Below are 23243 nucleotides of genomic sequence, written 5' to 3' on the forward strand. Positions count from 1 at the left end.
CTTCTCGGTGGGTTCGGAACGGCGGTCGGACGTTCGGGACTTCGGTGGGGTCGGGCCGGCGGGCGGACAGGAGGCCGGGCAACCGGGCCCGTCTCACGCCCACGCAAGACGTGCCTCCCCCGCCCTCACCCGATCGAGCACTGCTTCACATCGAGCGGCGGTTCCACCGCCCCTGCCGGCCTGCTGCACAGGACCTCCGCCTTCGAGACCCCCTCCGGCGTTCTGCGGACCCGGGTGAGGGCGATGCTGTGGCCGTGGCGTTCGCCGTACAGCGGGGCGTCGGTGAAGTCGATCGTGCCCGTGGCCATCCCGTCGAGCTTGACTCCCCTGAGGTTGACCCAGGTCGCCGCGCGGCTCTGGCGTACGTCTCCGAGGCTGGCCGCCCAGTACAGCGCGCGGGTGGCGTCGTGAGCGAGGGCCGTCTGGCCGCTGGCGAAGTCCGGGGCGTCGTACGTCGCCTCGCCCTCCTGCAGCCAGGGGAGATGCTCGACCGCGTCCTGGTAGAAGGCGGTGCCCGCCGCCGCCTCCCGCAGCTCGGCCAGGGCCGCGTGGTAGAGCGTGATGCGCGGGGCCACGCCGTCCCGGCCGCCCGCACCGGAGAACTTGGCCTTGCTCAGATCGTCGCCGGTGAGGATGGACATGTCCCGGTTCGCGCAGCCGGGTTCGACGCCCAGCTGGGTCATCAGCGGGCCGATGTCCTCGACCCGTCCGGCGAAGTAGATCACCGACGGGACGTCCGCCCCGCGGCAGACGCTCTCCGCGTGCAGCCGGAGTTCGGGCTTGCCGTTCGTCACCCGGTAGGTCCGCGAAGGCAGCAGCCGGAAGCCCTCACGCCGCAGCATCTCCCCGCCGTACAGGGCCTGTTCGCTGGTGTAGCGGTCCTGCGACTCCTTCGTGTCGCGGGCCAGCACCAGAGCGTGCGGGGCCGCGCTCCGGCCACGCAGCTGCCGCGCCACGAGGCCCAGCGCCTTCGCCTGGTGCTCGTCGGGAGCCGCGAGGCTGAACCAGTTGGAGAACTCCTTCGGCAGATACGTCGCCGAGTTGGTGCCGGAGACGACGGGAAGCCCCGCCGCATGGAGCCGCCGCGCCACGTCCGGGCTGCTCTGCAGGTCACGGCCGAAGCCGACGACGCCGACGACGGTCGGGTCGTGCTCGGCGTACCGGGCGATCGCGTCGGCGGTGACACTCTGGTGCCCCATGTCCGCGCCTCCGTTGGCGAGCAGCACCCGTATCTTCACCCGGTAGTTCTCGTTGACGACACGCTGGGCGAGATGGACACCGGCCAGCTCCTCGGCGCCCTTGACCAGGGACGGATCCACCGCCGCCGAGCTCAGAGGGCCCGCGTACACCACCGTGACGTACGCGTCGGGATGGTCGCGGAGCACCTCGGCGTTCTCCGCGCGCACCAGCCTCTCCAGGTCGCGCAGCCGCCCGCCCTCCGAGTCGGACCCGCCCACGAGATGGGCGGCGAACCGTACGTCCCCGGTCGCTATGCCGACGCACTCCGTGCCGCCACCCGGCGCGGGACGCAGCTCGGTGTTCCGGTCGGCGGTCAGCAGGCCCGCGGAACAGTACGTCCGGTGCAGGTCGCGGGCGTGCACGACGCCGACGGTGGCGGCGAGGACCAGGACCAGGGCCAGGCTGTACGCCGACCACACGACCCGGGCCACGGGCGGCCGGTGCCGAGCCTTCACGCACCGCCAGTCCGTCTGACGGAGCTGGACGAGCTCGTCACGGGGGAGCGGGATCCTCAGGACCCATGGCAGCGCGTTGGTCCTGCTCGGCGACTGGTCGGCCCGGAGGTTCCCGGCCCACTCGTCGTACCAGTGCCGCAGCCGTTGCTGCAGCCGCGCGGGCCGGGACAGGGGCTCCGGCCGGTTGGCCGGCGGTCCGGTGTCCGTGCCCCGGTCGAGCAGCGCCGCGTCCTCCGCCGCCACTCCCGCCACGATCAGCAGCGGGTCCAGTTCACTGCGCCGGCTGCGCACGTCGCTGACCGCCCTGATCAGCTCGATGCCCCCGTTCTCCTGGCCCACGCGGCGCAGGAACAGCACCGGCGGCCGGGTCCGCTTCAGGCCGCGCAAGTCCCAGCTCGCACGCCGGTGGTTGTCCCGCAGGTCCTCGAACAGCGCCAGCACGTACAGCTGGAGGGGGAACGGGCCGCCCTCCCGCATGGCCTCGGCCACGTCGTGGGCGCGGGCCGCGATGGCCCGCCAGGAACGGACGGGCCGCAGCAGCCGCACGCTGGTCGACTGGCGGCGCGCGGCGGACTGGAGGAACGTCGTGGTCAGGAACCACCGGCTCTCCCTGCGCAGCCACAGGAACAGGGGCGCCCGCCCGGGCACGTGGTTCAGAGCGGCGAGCAGGATCATCAGCCCGATGCCGGCCAGCACGGCGACGTACCACTCGGGACGGGTGAGCAGGGAGGTGAGCGCGCCCAGCACACCCATGGGCAGGAACTGCTGCACGTCGGTGAGCAGCACCTGCCGGTTCGGGCGCGCGGGCCGGCGGGGACGCCAGCGCTGCCGGGCCAGGATGCGCAGCAGTTGCGCCTGTGCCTGCTCCCGCTGGGCGTTGCCGTCCGGGGTGCCCGCCGGCGCGGTCGGCCAGTGCTCACACATGTCCGGATCGTCGGTGGCGTCCTGAAGGGCGCGCACGAGTCCCAGACGGGGGAACGAGTAGGGCCGGTAGGCGGCGGAACGGTCGCCCCATTTCCGGCTGTCGCCGAGGTCGCGCAGCAGCCGCACCGCCTGGGCGGTGGGATCCAGCTCGTCCGGCTGCGGTTCGGTAGGAGCGACGGCCAAACGCGTACCGTGCTGCTGCTGGCCCTCGCGCAGTTCGTCGAAGAGTTCCGTCACGCGGTCGTCGTCGGCGGCGTCCTCCGCGTGCAGCACGATCACCGGCATCGGAGGGTCGCCGGCCCTGAAGTCCTGGATCAGCGACTCCAGTTGCCGCTGGACGTCGATCCCCGCCCCGGTGGACATGCCCGAGTGACCTCCCGGGCAGTCCTGAGGGAACATCTGATCCCGGCCGTGCATGGACACCCCCCGTTGTCGTACGACACACGTGTCACAAGCGCCTAGCGAGAATAACGCTTGCCTCTGACAACGGGCGTGGCTCAGCGGGCTGTTCTTCGCCGCCGTCCGCGTCGCCGATCAGCCCCCGCTCCTCCTGCGCTGCCGGGACTTGCGATGCTTGCGCACGTTGTTCTGCCGCTTCTGGCTCTCCTCGCGGCGCTGCGCCCGCTCGCGGGCCGCCCCGACGGCCGGCCGTACTGCGTAGCCCGAGCTCAGGAGCGCCACGGCGGGAAGCGCGGCCAGGGCCGGATTCACCCAGGCCGGCACCAGGTCGTGGCCCGCGTGGTACTTGTCGTGCAGCGGGAACCACCGCTGTAGACAGCCACGCCCCTCCGTAACCCACCCGGCCCACCCCGCCACCCGTCCGCGACGATCACCGCGCGTGCCGCCGCGCCGCGCCGCACCATGGGCCGTGCTGCCGGCCGGCAGCCCGAACCGGTACCGGTCGGATGCGAAGGAGGCGCCCGCCATGGGTGAGCTGTACATCGACGGGCAGTGGACGAACGCCGCCGGCGGAGGGCGGCGGGATGTGATCAATCCGTACGACGCCTCCGTCGTCACCACCGTCGACGAGGCGGACGCCTCCGACGTGGACCGGGCGGTGCGGGCCGCCCGGCGCGCCTTCGACGAGGAAGAGTGGGCGAACGCCCCCACCCGCCGCCGTGTCGACCTGCTGATGCGGGTGCACGACCTGCTGCTGCGCGACATCGACGAGATCGCCCGCACCGAGACCCTCGACACCGGCAAGACGCTGACCGAGGGCCGATTCGACGTGGAGGACGTGGCCAACGCCTTCCGCTACTTCGCGGAGCTGGCCGGCAAGGACGGCGGGAGGGTCGTGGACGTCGGCCCCGACGTCCTCAGCCGCGTCGTCTACCAGCCCGTCGGCGTGTGCGCGCTCATCGCTCCCTGGAACTACCCGCTGCTCCAGGCGTCCTGGAAGGTCGCGCCCGCGCTGGCGGCCGGCAACACCATCGTCCTCAAGCCCAGCGAGACCACCCCGCTCACCACCATCGCCCTGTTCCGGCTGATCGAGGAGGCCGGCGCCCCGCGCGGTGTCGCCAACCTGGTGCTCGGCTCCGGCGCGACCGTCGGCGCGGCCATGACCTCCCACCCCGAGGTCGACCTGGTGTCCTTCACCGGCGGACTGTCGACCGGGCGCGCCATCATGGCGGCCGCCGCCGAGGGACCGAAGAACATCGCCCTGGAACTCGGCGGCAAGAACCCCAACATCGTCTTCGCGGACGCCGACTTCGACGCCGCCGTCGACTACGCCCTCGACGCCTCCTTCCTGCACGCCGGGCAAGTCTGCTCCGCCGGGTCCCGCCTGCTGGTGGAGAACTCGCTGCATGACCGCTTCGTCGAGGCCTTCGCCGCACGCGCCCGCCAGATCCGGCTCGGCAACGGCCTGGAAGAGGGCACCGAGAGCGGGCCGCTCAGCTCCGCCGAACACCGCGAGAAGGTCGAGGGCTACATCGCCCTCGGCAAGGAGGAGGGCGCCCGGCTCGTCACCGGCGGCACCCGCCCCGACGACCCCGCCCTGAGCCGCGGCTACTTCCTGCTGCCGACGGTCTTCGCCGACTGCGACCGCTCCATGCGCATCGTGCAGGAGGAGGTGTTCGGACCCGTGGTCACCGTCGAGCGGTTCCGCACCGAGGACGAGGCCGTGGAACTCGCCAACGACACCCGCTACGGCCTGGCCGGCGGTGTCTGGACCTCCGAGGCCAGCCGCGCGCAGCGCGTCGCGCAGCGGCTGCGGCACGGCACCGTGTGGATCAACGACTTCCACCCTTACGTCCCGCAGGCCGAGTGGGGCGGCTTCGGCCGCTCCGGTGTCGGGCGCGAGCTCGGGCCCACGGGCCTGCGCGAGTACCAGGAGGCCAAGCACATCTACCAGAACCTGAACCCGGGGCCCTCCGGCTGGTTCAAGGGCGGGAGCGGCGGCAACTGAGCCCGGCCACCGGCTCCCTGACCCCCCGGTCGGCAGCGCGCCACCCCGTCCCCCTCACCCGACGGTCCCGAAGAAAGGCAGCCCATGGCCTCCACCACCCCTCACGGCGCGGAGTCGGACTACGACTACGTCATCGTCGGCGGCGGCACCGCCGGATGTGTGCTCGCCGCCCGACTCAGCGAGGACCCCGACTGCCGGGTCTGCGTCATCGAGGGCGGACCCAGCGACGTGGGCGACGACCGCATCCTGCGGCTGCGCAACTGGATCAACCTGCTCGGCTCGGAGTTCGACTACGGCTACACCACCGTCGAGCAGCCGCGCGGCAACTCCCACATCCTGCACTCACGGGCCCGCGTCCTCGGCGGCTGCTCCTCCCACAACACCCTGATCAGCTTCCTGCCGCTGCCGCAGGACCTCGACGACTGGGTGGCCGCCGGCTGCACCGGCTGGGACCCGGGGACGATCCTGCCGTACCGCGGCCGGCTCCAGACCCACATCGTCCCGGTGGCGGAGGCGGACCGGAACCCCATCGCCAAGGACTTCGTCACCGCCGCCGCCCGCGCCACCGGCGTTCCCGTCGTCGACGACTTCAACGCCGAGCCGTTCGCCGACGGCACCGGCTTCTTCTCCCTCGCCTACGAACCGGAGGGCAACCTGCGCTCCTCCGCCTCCGTCGCCTACCTGCACCCGGTTCTGGACCGTCCCAACCTCACGCTGCTGCTGGAGACCTGGGCGCACCGGCTGCTCACCGACGAGGCGGGACGGCTCACCCGGGTCGCCGTGCGCGGCGCCGACGGAGAGCCCGCCGCCGTACGAGCCAACCGTGAACTGCTGCTGTGCGCCGGGGCGATCGACACCCCGCGCCTGCTGATGCTGTCCGGCATCGGCCCCGCAGACGACCTGCGCCGGCTCGGCATCGACGCCACCGTCGACCTGCCGGGTGTGGGCGAGAACCTGCTGGACCACCCCGAGTCGGTGATCGTCTGGGAGACCCGCGGCCCGCTGCCGCCCAACTCCGCGATGGACTCCGACGCCGGTCTGTTCCTGCGTATGGACAAGGGACAGCCGCGCCCCGACCTGATGTTCCACTTCTACCAGGTGCCGTTCACCGTCAACACCGAACGGCTCGGCTACCCGGTGCCCGAGCACGGGGTGTGCATGACGCCGAACGTGCCCCGGGCCCGGTCCACCGGCCGCATGTACCTGCGCAGTTCGAACCCGACCGAGCATCCCGCCCTGGACTTCCGCTACTTCACCGACCCGAGGGCCACGACGAGCGCACCATCGTCGAGGGCTCAAGCTGGCGCGGGAGGTCGCGGCGACCGATCCGCTGAAGGACTGGCTCGTCCGTGAGGTCGCGCCCGGACCGTCCGTCACCTCCGACGCCGACCTGTCGGAGTACGGGCGACGCGTGGCACACACCGTCTACCACCCGGCGGGCACCTGCCGGATGGGCGCGGCGGACGATCCCCTGGCGGTCTGCGATCCGGAGATGCGGCTGCGCGGCGCCGAGGGCGTGCGCATCGTCGACGCGTCGGTGTTCCCGACGATGCCCACCATCAACCCCATGGTGACGGTGCTGCTCGCCGCCGAACGCGCCGCCGACCTCATCACCGGCCGCCGGGACCGGGCGACGGGGCGGCGACACGGTGACCGCGACGACTCCGGGCCTGCCGGGCATATGCGCCCCGGCGACCGGACGCGTTCCGGGCGCCCACGCCGTGGACCGGACAGCCGGAGCGGCGGACGGCAGCCGAGGCCGAGGAGGAAAGTGACGTGTCGACGGTTGGTGAGAAGGGCCCCGCAACGCCGGACGAGGTGCCGACGGAGGACGAGCCCGCGGGCCCGGTGCGGATCAAGCCCGTGGTCTTCTTCGGGTCGGCCCTCTTCGTCCTCGCGATCTCCCTGTGGGCGATCATCACCCCGACGGGCGCGGAGGACGCCATCGGTGTGGTGGTCGGCAAGATCTCGCAGTGGTTCGGCTGGTACTACTTCCTCGCCGCGACCCTCTACCTGCTGTTCGTCATCTTCATCGCCGCGTCCAAGTACGGCACCATCAAGCTCGGCCCCAAGCACTCCAAGCCCGACTACGGCCTCTTCACCTGGGGTTCGATGCTGTTCGCCGCGGGCATCGGCATCGACCTGATGTTCTTCTCGGTCTCCGGTCCCGTCAGCCACTACCTCGCGCCGCCGGAGGGCGACCCGGAGACGCTGGCGGCCGCCCGGCAGGCGGTCGTGTGGACGCTGTTCCACTACGGCATCACCGGCTGGGGCATGTACGCGCTGATGGGCATGGCCCTCGGCTACTTCTCGTTCCGCTACCGGCTGCCCCTCGCCATTCGCTCCGCCCTCTACCCGATCATCGGCCGCCGCATCCACGGGCGGATCGGTGACACCGTCGACCTCGCCGCCATCATCGGCACCGTGTTCGGCATCGGCGTGACGCTCGGCATCGGCGTGGTGCAGCTCAACTACGGCCTGAAGGCGCTCTTCGGCATTCCCGAAGGGCTCACCGCGCAGATCGCCCTCATCGTCGTCGCGGTCGGCATGGCCACCGTGTCCGCGGTGTCCGGCGTCGACAAGGGCATCCGCCGGCTGTCGCAGCTCAACATCCTGCTCGCCGCGCTGCTGATGTTCTACATCCTCGTCGTGGGCCACCCGTTCCGGCTGCTCAACGCCATCGTCCAGAACGTCGGTGACTACGTCAGCGGCTTCCCGTCGATGACCCTGAACACCTTCGCCTACGACCAGCCCACCGAGTGGCTCGACGCGTGGACGCTGTTCTTCTGGGCCTGGTGGGTCGCCTGGGCGCCGTTCGTCGGCCTGTTCCTGGCACGCATCTCCCGCGGCCGCACCCTGCGCGAGTTCGTCGCGGCGACGCTGGTCATCCCCTTCCTCTTCACCGGGCTCTTTCTGGCGATCTTCGGGAACAGCGCCCTGTTCCTGGTGCGCGACGGCAACAAGGAGTTCGGCGAAACCGCGATGAACATCCCCGAGCAGGGCTTCTACACCTTGCTCGAACAGTTCCCCGGCTTCATGTTCAGCGCCGGACTCGCCACGTTCGTCGGCCTGCTGCTGTACGTCACCTCCGCCGACTCCGGTGCCCTGGTGATGGGCAACCTCAGCGCGGACCTGCCCACCCCGATGACCGACGCGCCCACCTACCTGCGCATCTTCTGGGCGGTGGCGACCGGTCTGCTCACACTGGCGATGCTCATCGTGGGCGGTGTGCAGGCCCTCACCAACGCCACCATCATCATGGGACTGCCGTTCTCCTTCGTCATGTTCTTGATCATGGCGGGGCTCTTCCTGGCCCTGAGAACCGAACGGATGAAGGTCGAGGCCCGTGTCACCACGCTGCCCGGGTCGCTCTCCGGGCGCACGGTGCAGCACGGTCTGCCGGGCGCGCCGAACTGGCGGCACCGGCTGGCGCGGGCGATGTCGTTCCCCGGCCGGCGGGCGGCCGCGCGGTTCGTCGACCATGTGTGCCGCCCCGCGTTCCAGGAAGTGGCGGACGAACTGCGGCAGCAGGGAGCGGAGGCGGAGGTGCCGGAAGGGACCGTCGAGGAGAACGGCCTCACCCACGTCGGCCTGCGCGTCCCGGTCGGCGAGGGCGACGAGTTCGTCTACGAGGTCTGGCCCGTCGAGATGCCCACCCCCGCGTTCGCGATGCGTTCGGTCGGCGGTGCCGACACCTATGTACGGTTCGAGGTCCGGCTCGCCGAGGGCAACCAGGACTACGACGTGATGGGTTACACCAAGGAGCAGCTCATCGCCGACAGCCTCGACCAGTACGAGCGCCACCTGGAGTTCCTGCGGGTACGGCACGAGGCGTCCACCCGCTCCAACCTCCCCGACCACCGGCCGGACGCGCCCGACGCCCACCTGCCGGAGGAGTGAGCGGCGGGGGGCCTGAACTCGCGCTCTCAGTCACCGTCGGACGGTTCGGACCTCTGTGCTTCGGTCGCCGTCGGGCGGTTCGCGCCTTCGTGCTTCAGTCACCGTCGGACGGCTCGCGCCTTCGTGCTTCAGTCACCGTCGGACGGCTCGCGCCTTCGTGCTTCAGTCACCGTCGGTGGTTCGCACGTTCGCGCCTCAGCCACCGGCGGGCGGGTTCGAAGCCCGCGCCTCAGTCACCTGCGAGCGGGTCCGGACCTCGCGCCTCAGTCACGCGGGCGGTACCTCCGCGCAGGGCGTCAGGCAGGCGAGGTCCGGATCGCCGAACTCCGCGCGCAGGGCCTGGAACGCGGTCACCTTGTCCTCGCCGAAGCGGCGGACGTGGGCGGCATAGGCGTCGGCGGAGAGGAACTGCGACGGCCGCGACTTGGAGTGGAACTTGTCGGCGTACATCACCAGGCGCTCCTCCGCCGTCTCGGCCAGGTAGTCGGCGGGCGGGACGGGGAGGTTCTGGCTCTCGACGTCGTGCCGGGTGAGTCCGACCCCGGTGTGGTGCGAGCAGAAGCGGCACAGCGTCTCCGGGAAGTCCTCGCCCTCCAGGATCTCCTGGCCGAGCAGGCCGTGCCGGATGTAGTTCTTGTGGTCCAGCCGGCCGTCGTCGCCGTAGAGACGGTAGACGCCGATGTCGTGGAGGAGACAGCCCGCCCGGACCAGTTCGGCGTCGACATGGGCGAGGCGCGGCGAGGCCAGCAGCTGCTCGGCGATGCTCCAGACGACCTCGCAGTGGCGGTGGACGGAGGCGAACGCCTCGGCCGTCGGCGCGTGCCTCTCGTGCAGCGCGCGGATCTCTTCTGGTCCCGGAATCCTCACCCGCGGAGCCTAACAACCGCAGGTGGGAGCCCGCGGAAGAGTTCCCACGACCGCCTGTTTCACGCGATCAGGTGATAACGGGCGAACAGGGCACGCGGCGGTCGTGCGGGCCGTTCGAGCTGGTGACGGGGACGGCGGTCGTCTCCCGCCACGAGGGAGGACGAGGGCCACGGCCCGCGCCTCTCACCAGCGACGCCAGGAGCACCTCATGGGACTGCACTTCCACCGCAATGACGACGGCACGACCACCGGACGCAACGACGCCAACGGCTTCACCGTGACACATGCCGAAGAGGAGGAGGTGAAGCGGCAGCTGTACGAGGACGCCGGCTGGGAGTACACGCCCCCGCCGGCCCCGGTCACGCCGGGACACCATCGCTTCTGTCTGGTGCACGAGGAGGACCTGGGCTGCGGTGTGGAGGAGGAGCCCTACGCGGGGCTGAGGGCGAGGCCGCCCGAGGGGTGTGTGCCCGCCGACCACGGGCACTTCGCGCTGGAGTGCGAGCGGCCGGGGAAGACGCTGCTGGACGCCGTCGCCGGCACCGTCGCGGAGGTCCGCCGCGACCACGGAGTGGTGATGAACAGCCTGGGGGTCGAGAAACCCGGCGAGTGGTGCGACGCCGGCACCAGGAACGGCTACGCGGCCGAGGTGGTGGCGCATCTGGTGCTGATGGCGGCGCACCGGTCCAGACTGCTCGGGTACGGACGCAAGGACCTGGTGCGGCTGCTCGACGCCACGGGGATCGAGTAGGGGACCGGGGGCGCCGTGGCACGAACGGCACCACGCCCTTTACGGACGCCGGCTGGGTGACCCCGGCGAGGTGACGCCCCCTCGAAGACGTCAGCTCGTCACGAGTTCCGGTCGCGGCGCCCGCCCGGCCGACGGGACCGTCCGCGCGCGGGAGGCCCGGTACAGCCACAGCACGTCACGGCCGAACGACCACACCAGCAGGCCGAGGGCCAGCATCACGATCCCCACGTTGACCGCGCGCGGGAGCAGGGTGGAGGCCGCGACCAGCAGCAGCACACCCTGCAGCGCGGCCACCGTCTTGCGGGCCGTGCTCGGCGGCAGCGGGGCGGTCAGCCAGGGCCACACCCGGGCGGCGGCGACGAACACGTAGCGCATCGCGCCGATCAGCAGCACCCACGGACCCATCGCCATCGACACGTACACACTCAGCACCAGGATCAGGAAGGCGTCCACCTCCATGTCGAAGCGGGCGCCCAGCGCGGTCGAGGTACCGGTCCTGCGGGCGACCTTGCCGTCGACACCGTCGAGGATCAGCGCCACGGCGGTCAGGCCGACGAACAGGGAGACAGGAGGCGAGTCCTGGAACGAGTCGGCGACCAGTGCGGTCACCCCGCCGACGAGGGTGGCCCGGCCGAGGGTGACCCGGTTCGCCGGCCCGAAGGAGCGCGACCCGGCCCGGTACAGGGCCCGGGACAGCACCGCCCAGGTGGCGATCGCGAACGCGAGGCCCGTCAGCCAGCCCGCGGGGCCCATGCCGATCGCGGTACCGATCAGGGCCAGCAACAGGATCTGCACGCCCGCCCCCAGGGCGGTCTCCTGCTGTACGAGCCTCGCGTCGTAAGTGTTGTTCAGGGCCACCGAACACCCTCCGGCCGTGTGACAGAGTCGATCAACGCCGCTACCTTGTGCGCGGCCTGTGCACCACTCGGTACGCGCGCAGGATCCCGATCGTTCAGGAGGACTTCGATGAACCGCACCGCACGTGCGTTCTGGCTCGGCTCGCCTGGCCGGGGGGAGATCCGCGAGGTGGAGCTGCCGGAGCCCGGCGCGGACGAGGTGGTGGTACGCGCCCTCTACTCGGGAGTGAGCCGGGGCACCGAGACACTCGTGTTCCGCGGAGGCGTGCCGGAGAGCCAGCACACAGCGATGCGGGCACCGTTCCAGGAGGGCGACTTCCCGGGGCCCGTGAAGTACGGCTACCTCAGCGTCGGTGTGGTGGAGGAAGGGCCCGGGACGCTCACCGGCCGGACGGTGTTCTGCCTCTACCCGCACCAGACCCGGTACGTCGTGCCTGCGGCGGCCGTGACCCCCGTGCCCGAGGGGGTGCCCGCCGGGCGGGCGGTGCTCGCCGGCACCGTGGAGACCGCCGTCAACGCCCTCTGGGACGCGGCACCCCTGCTCGGTGACCGGATCGCCGTCGTCGGCGGCGGGATGGTCGGCAGCTCGGTGGCGGCCCTGCTCGCCCGTTTCCCCGGCGTACGCGTCCAGCTGGTCGACGCCGACCCCGCGCGGGCGAAGACCGCCGAGGCCCTCGGCGTCGGCTTCGCCCTGCCCGCCGACGCGGAGGGCGAGTGCGACCTGGTGGTGCACGCCAGCGCCACCGAACAGGGACTCGGCCGGGCCCTGGAACTGCTCCGCCCCGAAGGAACCGTCGTCGAACTCAGCTGGTACGGCGACCGGAAGGTGAGCGTCCCGCTCGGTGAGGCGTTCCACTCCCGGCGGCTGACCGTCCGGGGCAGCCAGGTCGGCACCGTCTCCCCGGCCCGCGCCCACCGCGGTTACGGGGACCGGCTCGCCCTCGCCCTCGACCTGCTCACCGACCCCGCCCTCGACGCGCTCGTCACCGGCGAGTCGCCCTTCGAGGAACTGCCCGACGTCATGCCCCGCCTCGCCTCCGGCGACATCCCCGCGCTGTGCCACCGGGTGCGCTACGACGACCCGGACCACGGCGCACACGCCTGACCTGAGAAAAGACGTGACCGACGGTGAACACGGGAAGGAAGCCAGCCGTACTACTCGACATCCCCGCCTCTCAGACCGGCGGGGAACAGACGCGCCGCACCTGGAGGGTCGTCCGTTGTTCAGCATCACCGTCCGCGATCACATCATGATCGCCCACAGCTTCCACGGCGAGGTCTTCGGACCGGCCCAGCGCCTGCACGGGGCCACGTTCCTCGTGGACGCCACCTTCCGGCGCGAACAGCTGGACGAGGACAACATCGTCGTGGACATCGGCCTGGCCACACAGGAACTCGGGGCCGTCGTCGGCGAGCTGAACTACCGCAACCTCGACAACGAACCCGACTTCGCCGGGGTCAACACGTCCACGGAGTACCTGGCGAAGGTCATCGCCGACCGGCTCGCCGAGCGCATCCACAAGGGAGCGCTGGGCGAGGGCGCCAAGGGCATCGCGGGGATCGCCGTCACGCTGCACGAGTCGCACATCGCCTGGGCGAGTTACGAGCGTGCGCTGTGACCGACACGAGCATCGACACGACCGAGACGACGACCGACAGGACGCGCGACACGACCACCAGGACGGCAGGCCGCAGCGGCACGGGCCGCCTGGACTACGTGCCCGTGCAGGCGTCCTTCCGGAGGAACGGCGGGATCATCCCCATGTCCCTGCGCTCCGTGCACTTCGTGATGCCGGGCGGGGTCGACGACCCCTCCGCCCCGAGCGGCGGCAACGCCTACGACCGGCGCGTGTGCCTGGACCTGCCCGGCTTCGGCTGGCAGGCGCACCGGCACCCCGTGGCCGGCGACTGGCCCCGCCCCGACGCCGCCGCCCGTGCGGAACTCGCCCGCACCCTGCGGGAACTGCCCGACGGCGCGGTCGTCCTGCTCGACGGGCTGGTCGCCTGCGGGGTGCCCGAGATCATCGTCCCCGAGGCGGAGGAGGGACGGCTGCACATGGCCGTGCTCGTCCACCTGCCGCTCGGGGACGAGACGGGCCTGGACCCGGCCGTCGCCGCCGAACTCGACGCCCGGGAACGCGCGGTGCTGCGGGCCGTGCCCGCCGTGGTCGCCACCAGCGACTGGGCGGTGCGCCGGCTCGTGGCCCACCACGGACTCGCCCCCGAACGGGTCCATGTCGCCGCCCCCGGCGCCGACATCGCGCCCCTCGCGCCCGGCACCGACGGCATGTCGCACCTGGTGTGCGTCGCCGCGGTGACCCCGCGCAAGGGCCAGCACCGGCTGGTGGAGGCGCTGGCGACGGTGACCGACCTGCCGTGGACCTGTTCCCTGGTCGGCGGCCTCGGGCACGACCCCGAGTACGTCGCCCACCTGCGCGTCCTCATCCGCGCACACGGCCTCGAGGACCGGCTGGAGTTGACCGGGCCGCAGTCCGGCACCGCACTCGACGCCAGCTACGCCGCCGCCGACCTGATGGTCCTCACCTCCTACGCCGAGACCTACGGCATGGCCGTCACCGAGGCCCTGGCCCGGGGTATCCCGGTGCTGGCGACCGACGTCGGCGGACTGCCCGAGGCCGTCGGCCGCGCCCCCGACGGCGGGGTGCCCGGCATCCTCGTCCCGCCGGAGAACCCCGCCGCGATCGCCGCCGAACTGCGCGGCTGGTTCGAGGAGGCCGACGTACGCCGCCGGCTGAGGGCGGCCGCCCGCGGCCGGCGGGCCGCGCTCGGCGGCTGGGCGAGCACCGCGCAGAGCCTGGCCGGAGTCCTGCGCCGGCTCCCCACCACGTCCGGGAGGGCGGCATGACGAAGCCGGCGACCACCACCCAGCCCGCCGCGGCGATCCCGGCCCAGCCCGGTCCCCGGGACGTCACCGACGCGGCGCCCGGACCAGTGAGGGACGACATGGCACCCGAGAGCGGCACGGACGGCTCCACGGTCATCCCCGGCGCCGGGCCCGCCGCTCCCCGCCCCGGTGAGCGGGACACCGTACGGCTGCGGGACACCGGCGAGGACGAACCGCCCCGGTACGCACCCGAGTGGCTTCAACTGCGTGAACCGGCCGACGCCGACGCCCGCTCCTACGAGCTGCTCGACCCGCTGCGCATCCGGCTCGCCAACCTCCCCGGGCGGGCCGGCGGCGGCCTCGTCGTCCATGACATCGGCTGCGGCACCGGATCCATGGGCCGCTGGCTCGCGCCCCGCCTCGACGGCACCCAGCACTGGGTGCTGCACGACCGGGACCCCTACCTGCTGCACTTCGCCGCCGTCGCCTCACCGCGCTCCGCCGCCGACGGCAGCCATGTCACCGTCGAGACCCGGCGCGGTGACGTCGCCCGGCTCACCTCGGACGCGCTCGCCGGCGCCTCCCTGGTGACGGCGTCCGCGCTGCTCGACGTCCTCACCCGGGAGGAGGTCGTCGCCCTGGCCGCCGCCTGCGCGGGAGCCGGCTGCCCGGCGCTGCTCACCCTGTCGGTGGCGGGACGCGTGGAACTGACCGCGCCGCACCCGATGGACGAGGAGATCACGGAGGCGTTCAACGCCCATCAGCGCCGCGGCGGACTGCTCGGGCCGGACGCCGTGACCGTCGCCGCGGAGGCCTTCTCCGAGCACGGCGCGACCGTACGGCTGAACCCCAGCCCGTGGCGGCTGGGCCCGGAGCAGGCCGCGCTGACCGAGCAGTGGCTGCGGGGCTGGGTCGGGGCGGCGGTGGAGGAGCGGCCGGACCTGGCCCGGCGCGCCGACGCCTACCTGGCCGAGCGGCTCGCCGCCTGCGCGGCGGGGGAGTTGCGGGTAGTCGTCCACCACACCGATCTGCTCGCCCTGAGCCGCCCGGTGGACGGCTCCGCATGAACACCGACACGGCGGAGGCGGCCGCGACGGACACGACGGAGGTGTCCTCCCCGGCGGACGGGGGCGGCGCCCGCCGCCTGCTCCGACGGCTCGGCGGCCCCGCCGTGCGCACCCGGCTGTGCACCCTCGCCGGGGTGATCATCCTCGGCGTACTGTTCTGGCGGCTCGGCACCGGCGCGTTCCTGGACGGGCTGCGGCGCATCGACGGGCCGACGCTGGCCGCCGCCCTCGGCATCGGGCTGGTCACCACCGCGTTCAGTGCCTGGCGCTGGGCGCTGGTGGCGCGCGGGATCGGCATCCGGCTGCCGCTCGTCCCCGCCGTCGCGGACTACTACCGGGCGCTGTTCCTCAACGCGGCGCTGCCCGGAGGGATTCTGGGCGACGTGCACCGGGCGGTACGGCACGGCAAGGACGCCGGCGACCTCGGACGGGGCGTACGGGCGGTGGTGCTGGAACGCACCGCCGGACAGCTCGCGCTGTTCGCCGCCGGGGGAGCGGTCCTGCTGACCATGCCCTCCCCGGTCCGCGACCAGGTGCGGCACGCGGCCCCGCCGGCCGCCCTCGGCCTGCTGGGGGCCTGCGCGGTGGTGCTGGCCCTGCGGATGAACGGGGCGCCGTCCGGGCGGAAACCGACGGCCGTGCGGGCGATGCTCGCCGAGGCGCGGCAGGGGCTGTTGTCCCGGGCCGCCGGGCCGGGTGTCCTGCTCTCGTCGGTGGTCGTCCTCGCCGGGTACGTCGCCATGTTCGTCCTCGCCGCCGACGTCGCCGGGGTGGGAGCGTCGGTGGCGGAGCTGCTGCCGCTCGCCCTGCTGGCGCTGCTGGCGATGAGTCTGCCGCTGAACGTGGGCGGTTGGGGCCCGCGGGAGGGCGTGGCCGCGTGGGCGTTCGGCGCGGCCGGGCTGGGCGCGGGGCGGGGGCTGACGGTCGCCGTGGTGTACGGCGTGCTCAGTCTGGTGGCGAGCCTGCCGGGGGCGGTGGTGCCGGTGGCCCGGTGGTACGCGGGGAGCCGGGACCGTGCGCGAAGCTCCGCTCCCGCCGCACCGGAAGCCCCGCGGCCCCGCCCACGCACGTCGGAACTCCCGGCCGGTCCGCCCGCGTCGGACGGGCCGGGGCCGGTCGTCCGGATTCCCCGTCAGCTGCCGGAGGTCAGGAGCGAGAAATACGCGTCGAAGGAATCCGCGAGAGCCGCCAGGAGTTCCTTGCCCTTTTCCGCCGTTCCGAGCGAAGGCCGGCCGATGACGCCGGAATCCGTATAGGCGGACATTCCGGTGGTGAGCAGATGACGTCGGTCGTCCGAAACATGGTCCGACGTCTCGTATCCGGGCCGGAGAACCTCGGGAGAAGTGTGGAGAAGAATGGACGTCTCGATTTCGCCCGCGTGCATGTCGGTCAGCAGCGACGTGGCGACACCGGCACGCTGCCGCGCCGTTTCCCAGTCCTCCGGCGCCGGGAACAGCGCCATCCGCTCACCGCGCGCGGAGGACTCCTGGACGACGTTGCCCAGCACGTAGTTGCCGCCGTGCCCGTTGACCAGGACCAGGGTGTCGACGCCGGAGCGGCGCAGCGAGTCGGCGACGTCCCGGACCACCGCGTGCAGCGTCACGGAGGAGATGGACACGGTGCCCGGCCAGGCCGCGTGCTCGTGCGAGCAGGAGATCGTCACCGGGGGAAGGAGGTGCACGGGGTAGGCGTCCGCGACGGCGCGTGCGATCGCGCAGGCGACCAGCGTGTCCGTCGCCAACGGCAGGAAGGGACCGTGCTGTTCGAAACTGCCGACCGGAAGTACCGCGATCCGGCGTGAGACGCCGGCTCCCCGCGTCCGTACATCCTCAGTAGTATCCGCCGGCAACAGACCGTGCACCGGGCCGTATGCCGCCGACCGCTCGTGTGAACCACCCATATCCGTCACGGCCTTTCGTCTCTGCTTAGGAACTCGAGAATCATGACAGAAAAAATAGGCGTACTCGGCAAGCAGCCTCAGCGGCGGACCGGTGTGGAACGCGTCGTGAATGCGCCGCTGCCCACCGTGTACGGAAAGTTCCAGGCGATCGGATACCTGGACCACGACCGCGGTGACGAACAAGTCGCCCTGGTGTACGGCGACCTCGGCTCGGACCGGGTGCTCACCCGGCTGCACTCGGAATGCCTCACGGGCGACGCCTTCGGGTCCCAGCACTGCGAGTGCGGCGACCAGCTGGCGGCGGCGCTGCGCGCGGTCGTGGCCGAAGGGGCGGGTGTGGTCGTCTACTTGAAGGGACACGAGGGACGCGGCATCGGTCTGCTCGCCAAGCTGCGCGCGATGGCGCTGCAGGCGGAGGGACTGGACACGGTCGAGGCGAACCTGGCGCTCGGGCTGCCCGTCGACGCCCGCGACTACGGCGTCGCCGCCGGGATGCTGAAGGACCTGGGCGTGCGGTCGGTGCGGCTGATGTCCAACAACCCGCGCAAGCGTGAGGCGCTCGTCCGGCACGGCGTGGAGGTCGACGAGCAGGTGCCGCTGCTGATCCAGCCGTGCGAGAGCAACATCACCTATCTGCGCACCAAGCGGGAGCGGCTCGACCACCACCTGCCGCACCTGGACGCGGTCGCGCACCTGTCCTGACGTCCGGCCGGGGGGCGGGACGTCGCCGCGGGAGGTCAGTCGGTGAGTGCCTCGTGCACCAGCCGTTTGAGGTCGCGGTAGACGGTGTGGGAGGACCTGGGCCGCACCTGCGTGTAGAACTGCACGGTCAGGTCGCGGCCGGGGTCGACCCAGAAGGTGGTGGTGGCCACCCCGCTCCAGCCGTAACTGCCCAGGCCGGACGGCTCCCGGGTGCGGGAGGGGTCGACGACGACGGAGACGCCGAGGCCGAACCCGACGCCCTCGTTGCCGGGGTCGTCGTGCGGGGGGACACCGGCGGAGCGCAGATCGGCGCCGCCCGGGAGGTGGTTTTGGGTCATCAGACGCACCGTCCCGGGACGGAGCAGCCGCGTGCCGTCGAGTTCGCCGTGCCGGCGCAGCACTTCCATGAAGCGGTGCATGTCGTGCGCGGAGGCCACCATGCCGCCGCTGCCGGACAGGAAGCGGGGGCGGCCCCGCAGCGGCGTTCCGGGGATCGGCTCGATGCCCCCGTCGTCCGTCTCGCCGTACAGCTCCGCGAGCCGTTCCGCCTGAGCGTCGGTCACCTCGAACCCGGCGTCCGTCATCCCGAGCGGCCGGAACACGCGCTCGGCGAGGAAGACGTCGAGGGGGCGGCCGGAGACGACCTCGACGATGCGGCCGAGGACGTTCGTGGCGACCGAGTAGTTCCACCGCGTGCCCGGGTCGAACCGCAGCGGCAGGCTCGCGTACACGTCCGTCGTCCCGGCGAGGTCCGTGCCCGGCGCCACCGACGACTCGAGGCCGGCCGCGCGGTAGAGGGCGTCGACCGGATGGGCGTGGTAGAAGGCGAACGTCAGCCCGGCGGTGTGCGTCATCAGGTGCCGCACCAGCAGCGGGCCGGACGCCGGCCGCGTCCGTACCCGGTCCCCCGAGCCGTCCACGTACACGCGCGGCTCCGCGAACGCGGGGAGGTGGCGGCCCACCTCGTCGTCCAGGGACAGCAGCCCGTCCTCCACCAGCATCAGCGCGCCGACGGTGGTCACCGGCTTGGTCATGGAGTAGATCCGCCACAGGGTGTCGGGTCCCACCGGCAGGCCGGCCGCCAGGTCCCGCGCCCCGTACGTCGTCAGGTGCGCGACACGCCCCGCGCGGGCGACGGCCACCAGGAACCCGGGGAGCTCGCCCGCGTCGACCCGGCGGGTGAGCTCCCCGTCCAGGCGCTCCAGCGCCTTCGCGTCCAGCCCTGCCTCGCCGGGGTCGGCCTCCTGCCGCAACACGGTCATCGCACACCTCCGGGGAACGCCGGCCCGGTGCGGGCCGTTGATCGAAGCATGACCCAGGACGCAGAACAGAACGCACTGCTCGCCCTGCTCTCCGAGGCCCACGGCGGAGTGCTCGTCACGCTGAAACGCGACGGACGGCCCCAGCTGTCCAACGTCATGCACGCCTACTACCCCGACGAGCGGGTCATCCGCGTCTCCCTCACCGAGGACCGGGCCAAGACCCGCAACCTGCGGCGCGACCCGCGGGCCTCGTACCACGTGACCACCGCCGACCGGTGGGCGTACACCGTGGCGGAGGGGACCGCCGACCTGACGCCGGTCGCCGGGCAGCCGTACGACGAGACGGTGGAGGAGCTGATCCGGCTCTACCGGGACATCAACGGCGAGCACGAGGACTGGGAGGAGTACCGGGCGGCCATGGTCCGCGACCGCCGGCTGGTGCTGCGGCTGCGCGTCGAACGTGCGTACGGTATCCCGCGTCGCGCCGCCGAGGCCTAGCCAGCCCCCGGCGCCCGGCCCGACGGGGCGACTTCCGGCGCCGGGTCCGACGGGGCGACCCCCGCCCGCGCGGGGCCCGACGGGGCGACCCCGCGCCGGGCCTGACGGAGCGACCCCGGTGCCGGGCATGACGGGGCGACCCGGCGCCGGGCCGTGGCGAACACCCCGGCGCCGGTCCCGGCCGCCGCCGGGCCGGCCGTCCTATTGGCGTCAGGCGCCGACGTACTGCGCCAGATGCTCGCCCGTGAGCGTGGAGCGTGCGGCGACCAGGTCGGCCGGGGTGCCCTCGAAGACGATCCGTCCGCCGTCGTGGCCGGCACCGGGGCCCAGGTCGATGATCCAGTCGGCGTGCGCCATGACGGCCTGGTGGTGCTCGATGACGATCACGGACTTGCCGGAGTCGACGAGGCGGTCCAGCAGCCCGAGCAGCTGCTCGACGTCGGCGAGGTGCAGACCGGTGGTCGGCTCGTCCAGCACGTAGACGCCGCCCTTGTCGCCCATGTGGGTGGCCAGCTTCAGGCGCTGCCGTTCACCGCCGGACAGGGTGGTGAGCGGCTGGCCCAGGGTGAGGTAGCCGAGACCGACGTCCGCCATCCGCTGCACGATCTTGTGCGCGGCCGGCAGCCGCGCCTCGCCCTCCCGGAAGAACTCCTCCGCCTCGGTCACCGACATCCCGAGCACCTCGCTGATGTCGCGGCCGCCGAAGCGGTACTCGAGCACCGAGCCGTCGAACCGCTTGCCGCCGCAGTCCTCGCAGGTGGTGGAGACTCCGGCCATCATGCCCAGGTCGGTGAAGACGACCCCGGCGCCGTTGCACGTGGGGCAGGCGCCCTCCGAGTTGGCGCTGAACAGCGCCGGCTTCACGCCGTTGGCCTTGGCGAACGCCTTCCGGATCGGTTCGAGCAGCCCCGTGTAGGTCGCGGGGTTGCTGCGCCGGGAGCCGCGGATAGGCGTCTGGTCGACCGCGACCACCCCCTGGTCGGAGGGGACCGACCCGTGCACCAGGGAGCTCTTGCCGGAGCCGGCCACGCCGGTGACGACGGTGAGGACGCCGAGAGGGATGTCGACGTCGACGTTCTGGAGGTTGTTCGCCGTGGCGCCGCGGATCGGGAGGATGCCGGTGGGGGTGCGGACCGTGTCCTTGACCGTGGCGCGGTCGTCGAGGTGGCGGCCGGTGATGGTGCCGCTGGCCCGGAGCCCTTCGACGGTGCCCTCGAAGCAGACGGTGCCGCCCTCGGTGCCGGCGCCGGGACCCAGGTCGACGACATGGTCGGCGATGGCGATCGCCTCCGGCTTGTGCTCCACGACCAGCACCGTGTTGCCCTTGTCGCGCAGCCGCAGCAGCAGGTCGTTCATCCGCTGGATGTCGTGCGGGTGCAGGCCGATCGTGGGCTCGTCGAAGACGTAGGTGACGTCGGTCAGTGAGGAACCCAGGTGGCGGATCATCTTGACGCGCTGCGCCTCACCGCCCGACAGGGTGCCCGACGCCCGGTCGAGGGAGAGATAGCCGAGGCCGATCTCCACGAACGAGTCGAGGGTGTGCTGCAGGGCGGTCAGCAGCGGCGCCACGGACGGCTCGTCGACCCCACGGACCCACTCGGCGAGGTCCCTGATCTCGATGGAGCAGGCGTCGGCGATGCTGATGCCCTTGATCTTCGAGGACCGGGCGCCCGCGGTGAGCCGGGTGCCGTCGCACTCTGGGCAGGTGGTGAAGGTGACCGCCCGGTCCACGAAGGCCCGGATGTGCGGCTGCATCGCCTCGCGGTCCTTGCTCAGCATCGACTTCTGCAGCTTGGGGATCAGCCCCTCGTACGTGAGGTTGGCCCCGCCGATCTTCACCTTGGTGGGCTCGCGGTACAGGAAGTCCTGGCGCTCCTTCTTGGTGTACTCGCGGATCGGCTTGTCCGGGTCGAAGAATCCGGACTCGGTGATGACCCGCACCACCCAGCCGCCGCCGGTGTAGGTGGGGATGGTGAAGGGGTCCTGCGAGAGCGACTTGGAGTCGTCGTAGAGCTGGGTGAGGTCGATGTCGGAGACCGTGCCGCGGCCCTCGCAGCGGGTGCACATGCCCCCGGTGCGGGAGAACGTCACCTTCTCGGTCTTGGTCTTCTCGGCGCCGCGGTCGACGGTGAAGCCGCCGCTCGCCTGCACCGAGGCGACGTTGAAGGAGAAGGCGCCGGGCGGGCCGAAGTACGGCTTGCCGAGGCGGCTGAAGAGGATGCGCAGCATCGCGTTGGCGTCGGTGGCGGTGCCGACCGTGGACCGCGGGTCGGACCCCATCCGCTGCTGGTCGACGGTGATCGCGGTGGTCAGGCCCTCCAGCACGTCGACCTCGGGACGCGCGAGCGTGGGCATGAACCCCTGCAGGAAGGCGCTGTACGTCTCGTTGATCATCCGCTGCGACTCGGCGGCGATGGTGTCGAAGACCAGCGAGCTCTTGCCCGAGCCGGACACACCGGTGAACACGGTCAGGCGGCGCTTGGGCAGCTCTACGCTGACGTCCTTGAGGTTGTTCTCGCGCGCTCCGTGCACGCGGATCAGGTCGTGGCTGTCGGCGACGTGCTGTCCGTCAGGCTGCGGGCCCGTGCTCGTGACCATGGTCGTCGTTCTCCATCCGTCGGGCGGGGCCGCCGTCGCGGGTCCCGCCGGCGTTCCCCGGCTCCGTCCGACCGGTCCTGCGGGTGCGTCCGGCCGGCCTGTGGCGGCGCGCTCACCGCTGCGGTCCACAGCCCGCCCGGCCGGCATGCCCGCCCCGGGCGTCACGCGCCACCGACAGACTAGGCGGGCGACCCCCGCCCGTGCTTCTCGATTCCTGATCGTCCTCCGACGCGCCGTCGCGACGAGGCCCGGGGAACAGGCGTCCGGACACGCGAGGGGCGCGTCACACCGGCCGTCTCCGGCCACCGTGACGCGCCCGGGCGAGGGGGCAGCGCCCCGGTCACCCCTGCGGAACTCCCGCGATCACCCCTGTGCCGGCTCCGGCGGCCGGGTGTTCCACTCCGCGACCACCGGGGAGCCGTGCTCCAGGGACAGCCGGCTCAGGGTGCCCGTCTCCAGGCGGAAGAGGCGGCCGTCGGCGGGGGGCAGGCCCAGGCGGCGGGCCGTGAGGACCCGCAGCAGATGGCCGTGGGCGACCAGCATCACGTCCCCCTCCTCCAGGGCGCCGGCCACCCGGGCCAGCACCCGGTCGGCGCGGGCACCGACCTGTTCCGGCGACTCGCCGGGGAACTCCCGGCCGGGCGGCACCCCGTCGGTCCACAGGTCCCAGCCGGGCCGGGTGGTGTGGATGTCCGCGGTGGTCACGCCCTCGTACCCGCCGTAGTCCCATTCGCGCAGGTCCGGCTCCGGCAGGGCGCCGGTGAGGCCCGCCAGCTCGGCGGTGCGGCGGGCGCGGGCCAGCGGGCTGGTGAGGACCAGGGCGAAGGACCGGTCCGCCAGCAGCGGCGCCAGCGACCTGGCCTGTGCCTCACCGGCCGGAGTCAGCGGCAGGTCGGTGCCGCCGGTGTGGCGGCCCGACCTGCTCCACTCCGTCTCACCGTGCCGGGCAAGCAGCAGATCCCCCATGGGGC

General features: G+C 72.4%; 17 protein-coding genes and 2 pseudogenes. 11 read left to right on the forward strand and 8 right to left on the reverse strand.

Annotated features, from left to right (window positions below; genetic code table 11):
• Positions 1-125: 125 nt before the first annotated feature.
• Positions 126-2981: an ABC transporter substrate-binding protein gene (locus F3L20_RS14465; protein ID WP_150154735.1), complete on the reverse strand. Its 2856-nt coding sequence runs from the start codon at positions 2979-2981 to the stop codon at positions 126-128.
• Between the two features lie 171 nt (positions 2982-3152).
• Entirely contained in the window at positions 3153-3560 is a 408-nt protein-coding gene (locus tag F3L20_RS14470; protein ID WP_150154736.1) for a hypothetical protein, read from the reverse strand.
• Here F3L20_RS14470 and F3L20_RS14475 point away from each other — a divergent pair.
• The 3 genes and pseudogenes from F3L20_RS14475 to betT all read left to right on the forward strand — a co-directional run bounded on the left by F3L20_RS14475 (position 3544) and on the right by betT (position 8925).
• Positions 3544-5025 (forward strand): aldehyde dehydrogenase family protein, encoded by a 1482-nt coding sequence (locus F3L20_RS14475; protein WP_150154737.1) that lies wholly within the window; start codon positions 3544-3546, stop codon positions 5023-5025. The genes F3L20_RS14470 and F3L20_RS14475 overlap by 17 nt on opposite strands.
• A gap of 84 nt (positions 5026-5109) precedes the next feature.
• Positions 5110-6646 (forward strand): annotated as a pseudogene (locus tag F3L20_RS14480) (GMC family oxidoreductase); the annotation flags it as partial.
• Between the two features lie 155 nt (positions 6647-6801).
• Positions 6802-8925, forward strand: a complete 2124-nt coding sequence (betT, locus tag F3L20_RS14485; protein ID WP_276615864.1) for a choline BCCT transporter BetT — start codon at positions 6802-6804, stop codon at positions 8923-8925.
• Between the two features lie 267 nt (positions 8926-9192).
• Here the strand turns inward: betT and F3L20_RS14490 are convergent, their stop codons facing one another.
• A complete protein-coding gene (locus tag F3L20_RS14490) occupies positions 9193-9792 on the reverse strand; it encodes an HD domain-containing protein (protein ID WP_150154738.1) in 600 nt (199 codons plus the stop codon).
• A gap of 208 nt (positions 9793-10000) precedes the next feature.
• Between F3L20_RS14490 and F3L20_RS14495 the strand changes: the two genes are divergently transcribed.
• Positions 10001-10543 carry a hypothetical protein gene (locus F3L20_RS14495; RefSeq protein WP_150154739.1) on the forward strand — a complete coding sequence of 181 codons (543 nt, stop codon included), beginning with the start codon at positions 10001-10003 and terminating at the stop codon, positions 10541-10543.
• A gap of 90 nt (positions 10544-10633) precedes the next feature.
• Here F3L20_RS14495 and F3L20_RS14500 read toward each other — a convergent pair whose 3' ends face one another.
• The gene (locus F3L20_RS14500; RefSeq protein ID WP_150154740.1) at positions 10634-11401 is read right to left on the reverse strand and encodes a CDP-alcohol phosphatidyltransferase family protein; all 768 of its coding nucleotides are present in this window, start codon (positions 11399-11401) and stop codon (positions 10634-10636) included.
• 108 nt (positions 11402-11509) lie between these two features.
• Between F3L20_RS14500 and F3L20_RS14505 the strand changes: the two genes are divergently transcribed.
• The 5 genes from F3L20_RS14505 (at position 11510) to F3L20_RS34585 (ending at position 16568) form a co-directional block, all read left to right on the forward strand.
• A complete protein-coding gene (locus F3L20_RS14505) occupies positions 11510-12505 on the forward strand; it encodes a zinc-dependent alcohol dehydrogenase (RefSeq protein ID WP_150154741.1) in 996 nt (331 codons plus the stop codon).
• A gap of 115 nt (positions 12506-12620) precedes the next feature.
• Complete coding sequence (locus F3L20_RS14510) at positions 12621-13019, forward strand: 6-pyruvoyl trahydropterin synthase family protein (RefSeq protein WP_024888232.1); 399 nt, start codon at positions 12621-12623, stop codon at positions 13017-13019.
• Positions 13016-14266, forward strand: coding sequence for a glycosyltransferase family 4 protein (locus tag F3L20_RS14515; protein ID WP_150154742.1), 1251 nt, complete (start codon positions 13016-13018; stop codon positions 14264-14266). Before F3L20_RS14510 ends, F3L20_RS14515 begins: the two co-directional genes overlap by 4 nt.
• A gap of 98 nt (positions 14267-14364) precedes the next feature.
• Positions 14365-15312, forward strand: coding sequence for a class I SAM-dependent methyltransferase (locus F3L20_RS14520; RefSeq protein WP_382683790.1), 948 nt, complete (start codon positions 14365-14367; stop codon positions 15310-15312).
• Positions 15309-16568 (forward strand): lysylphosphatidylglycerol synthase transmembrane domain-containing protein, encoded by a 1260-nt coding sequence (locus F3L20_RS34585; RefSeq protein WP_150154744.1) that lies wholly within the window; start codon positions 15309-15311, stop codon positions 16566-16568. Before F3L20_RS14520 ends, F3L20_RS34585 begins: the two co-directional genes overlap by 4 nt.
• On the opposite strand, the pseudogene F3L20_RS14530 reads toward F3L20_RS34585, so the two are convergent.
• Positions 16541-17212, reverse strand: a pseudogene (locus F3L20_RS14530) (creatininase family protein); the annotation flags it as partial. The gene F3L20_RS34585 and the pseudogene F3L20_RS14530 sit on opposite strands and share 28 nt — an antisense overlap.
• A 42-nt stretch (positions 17213-17254) precedes the next feature.
• On the opposite strand from F3L20_RS14530, the gene ribA reads away from it, so the two are divergent.
• Entirely contained in the window at positions 17255-17914 is a 660-nt protein-coding gene (gene ribA / locus F3L20_RS14535; protein WP_145826269.1) for a GTP cyclohydrolase II, read from the forward strand.
• 35 nt (positions 17915-17949) lie between these two features.
• Here ribA and F3L20_RS14540 read toward each other — a convergent pair whose 3' ends face one another.
• Positions 17950-19176, reverse strand: coding sequence for a serine hydrolase domain-containing protein (locus tag F3L20_RS14540; protein WP_150154745.1), 1227 nt, complete (start codon positions 19174-19176; stop codon positions 17950-17952).
• Between the two features lie 48 nt (positions 19177-19224).
• Between F3L20_RS14540 and F3L20_RS14545 the strand changes: the two genes are divergently transcribed.
• Entirely contained in the window at positions 19225-19674 is a 450-nt protein-coding gene (locus F3L20_RS14545; RefSeq protein WP_150154746.1) for a PPOX class F420-dependent oxidoreductase, read from the forward strand.
• Positions 19675-19884: 210 nt separating this feature from the next.
• On the opposite strand, the gene F3L20_RS14550 is transcribed toward F3L20_RS14545, so the two are convergent.
• Complete coding sequence (locus F3L20_RS14550) at positions 19885-22272, reverse strand: ATP-binding cassette domain-containing protein (RefSeq protein WP_150154747.1); 2388 nt, start codon at positions 22270-22272, stop codon at positions 19885-19887.
• 363 nt (positions 22273-22635) lie between these two features.
• Positions 22636-23238 (reverse strand): histidine phosphatase family protein, encoded by a 603-nt coding sequence (locus F3L20_RS14555; RefSeq protein WP_145826265.1) that lies wholly within the window; start codon positions 23236-23238, stop codon positions 22636-22638.
• Positions 23239-23243: the final 5 nt, after the last annotated feature.

This window comes from Streptomyces tendae (assembly GCF_008632955.1).
Taxonomy (GTDB): Bacteria; Actinomycetota; Actinomycetes; order Streptomycetales; family Streptomycetaceae; genus Streptomyces.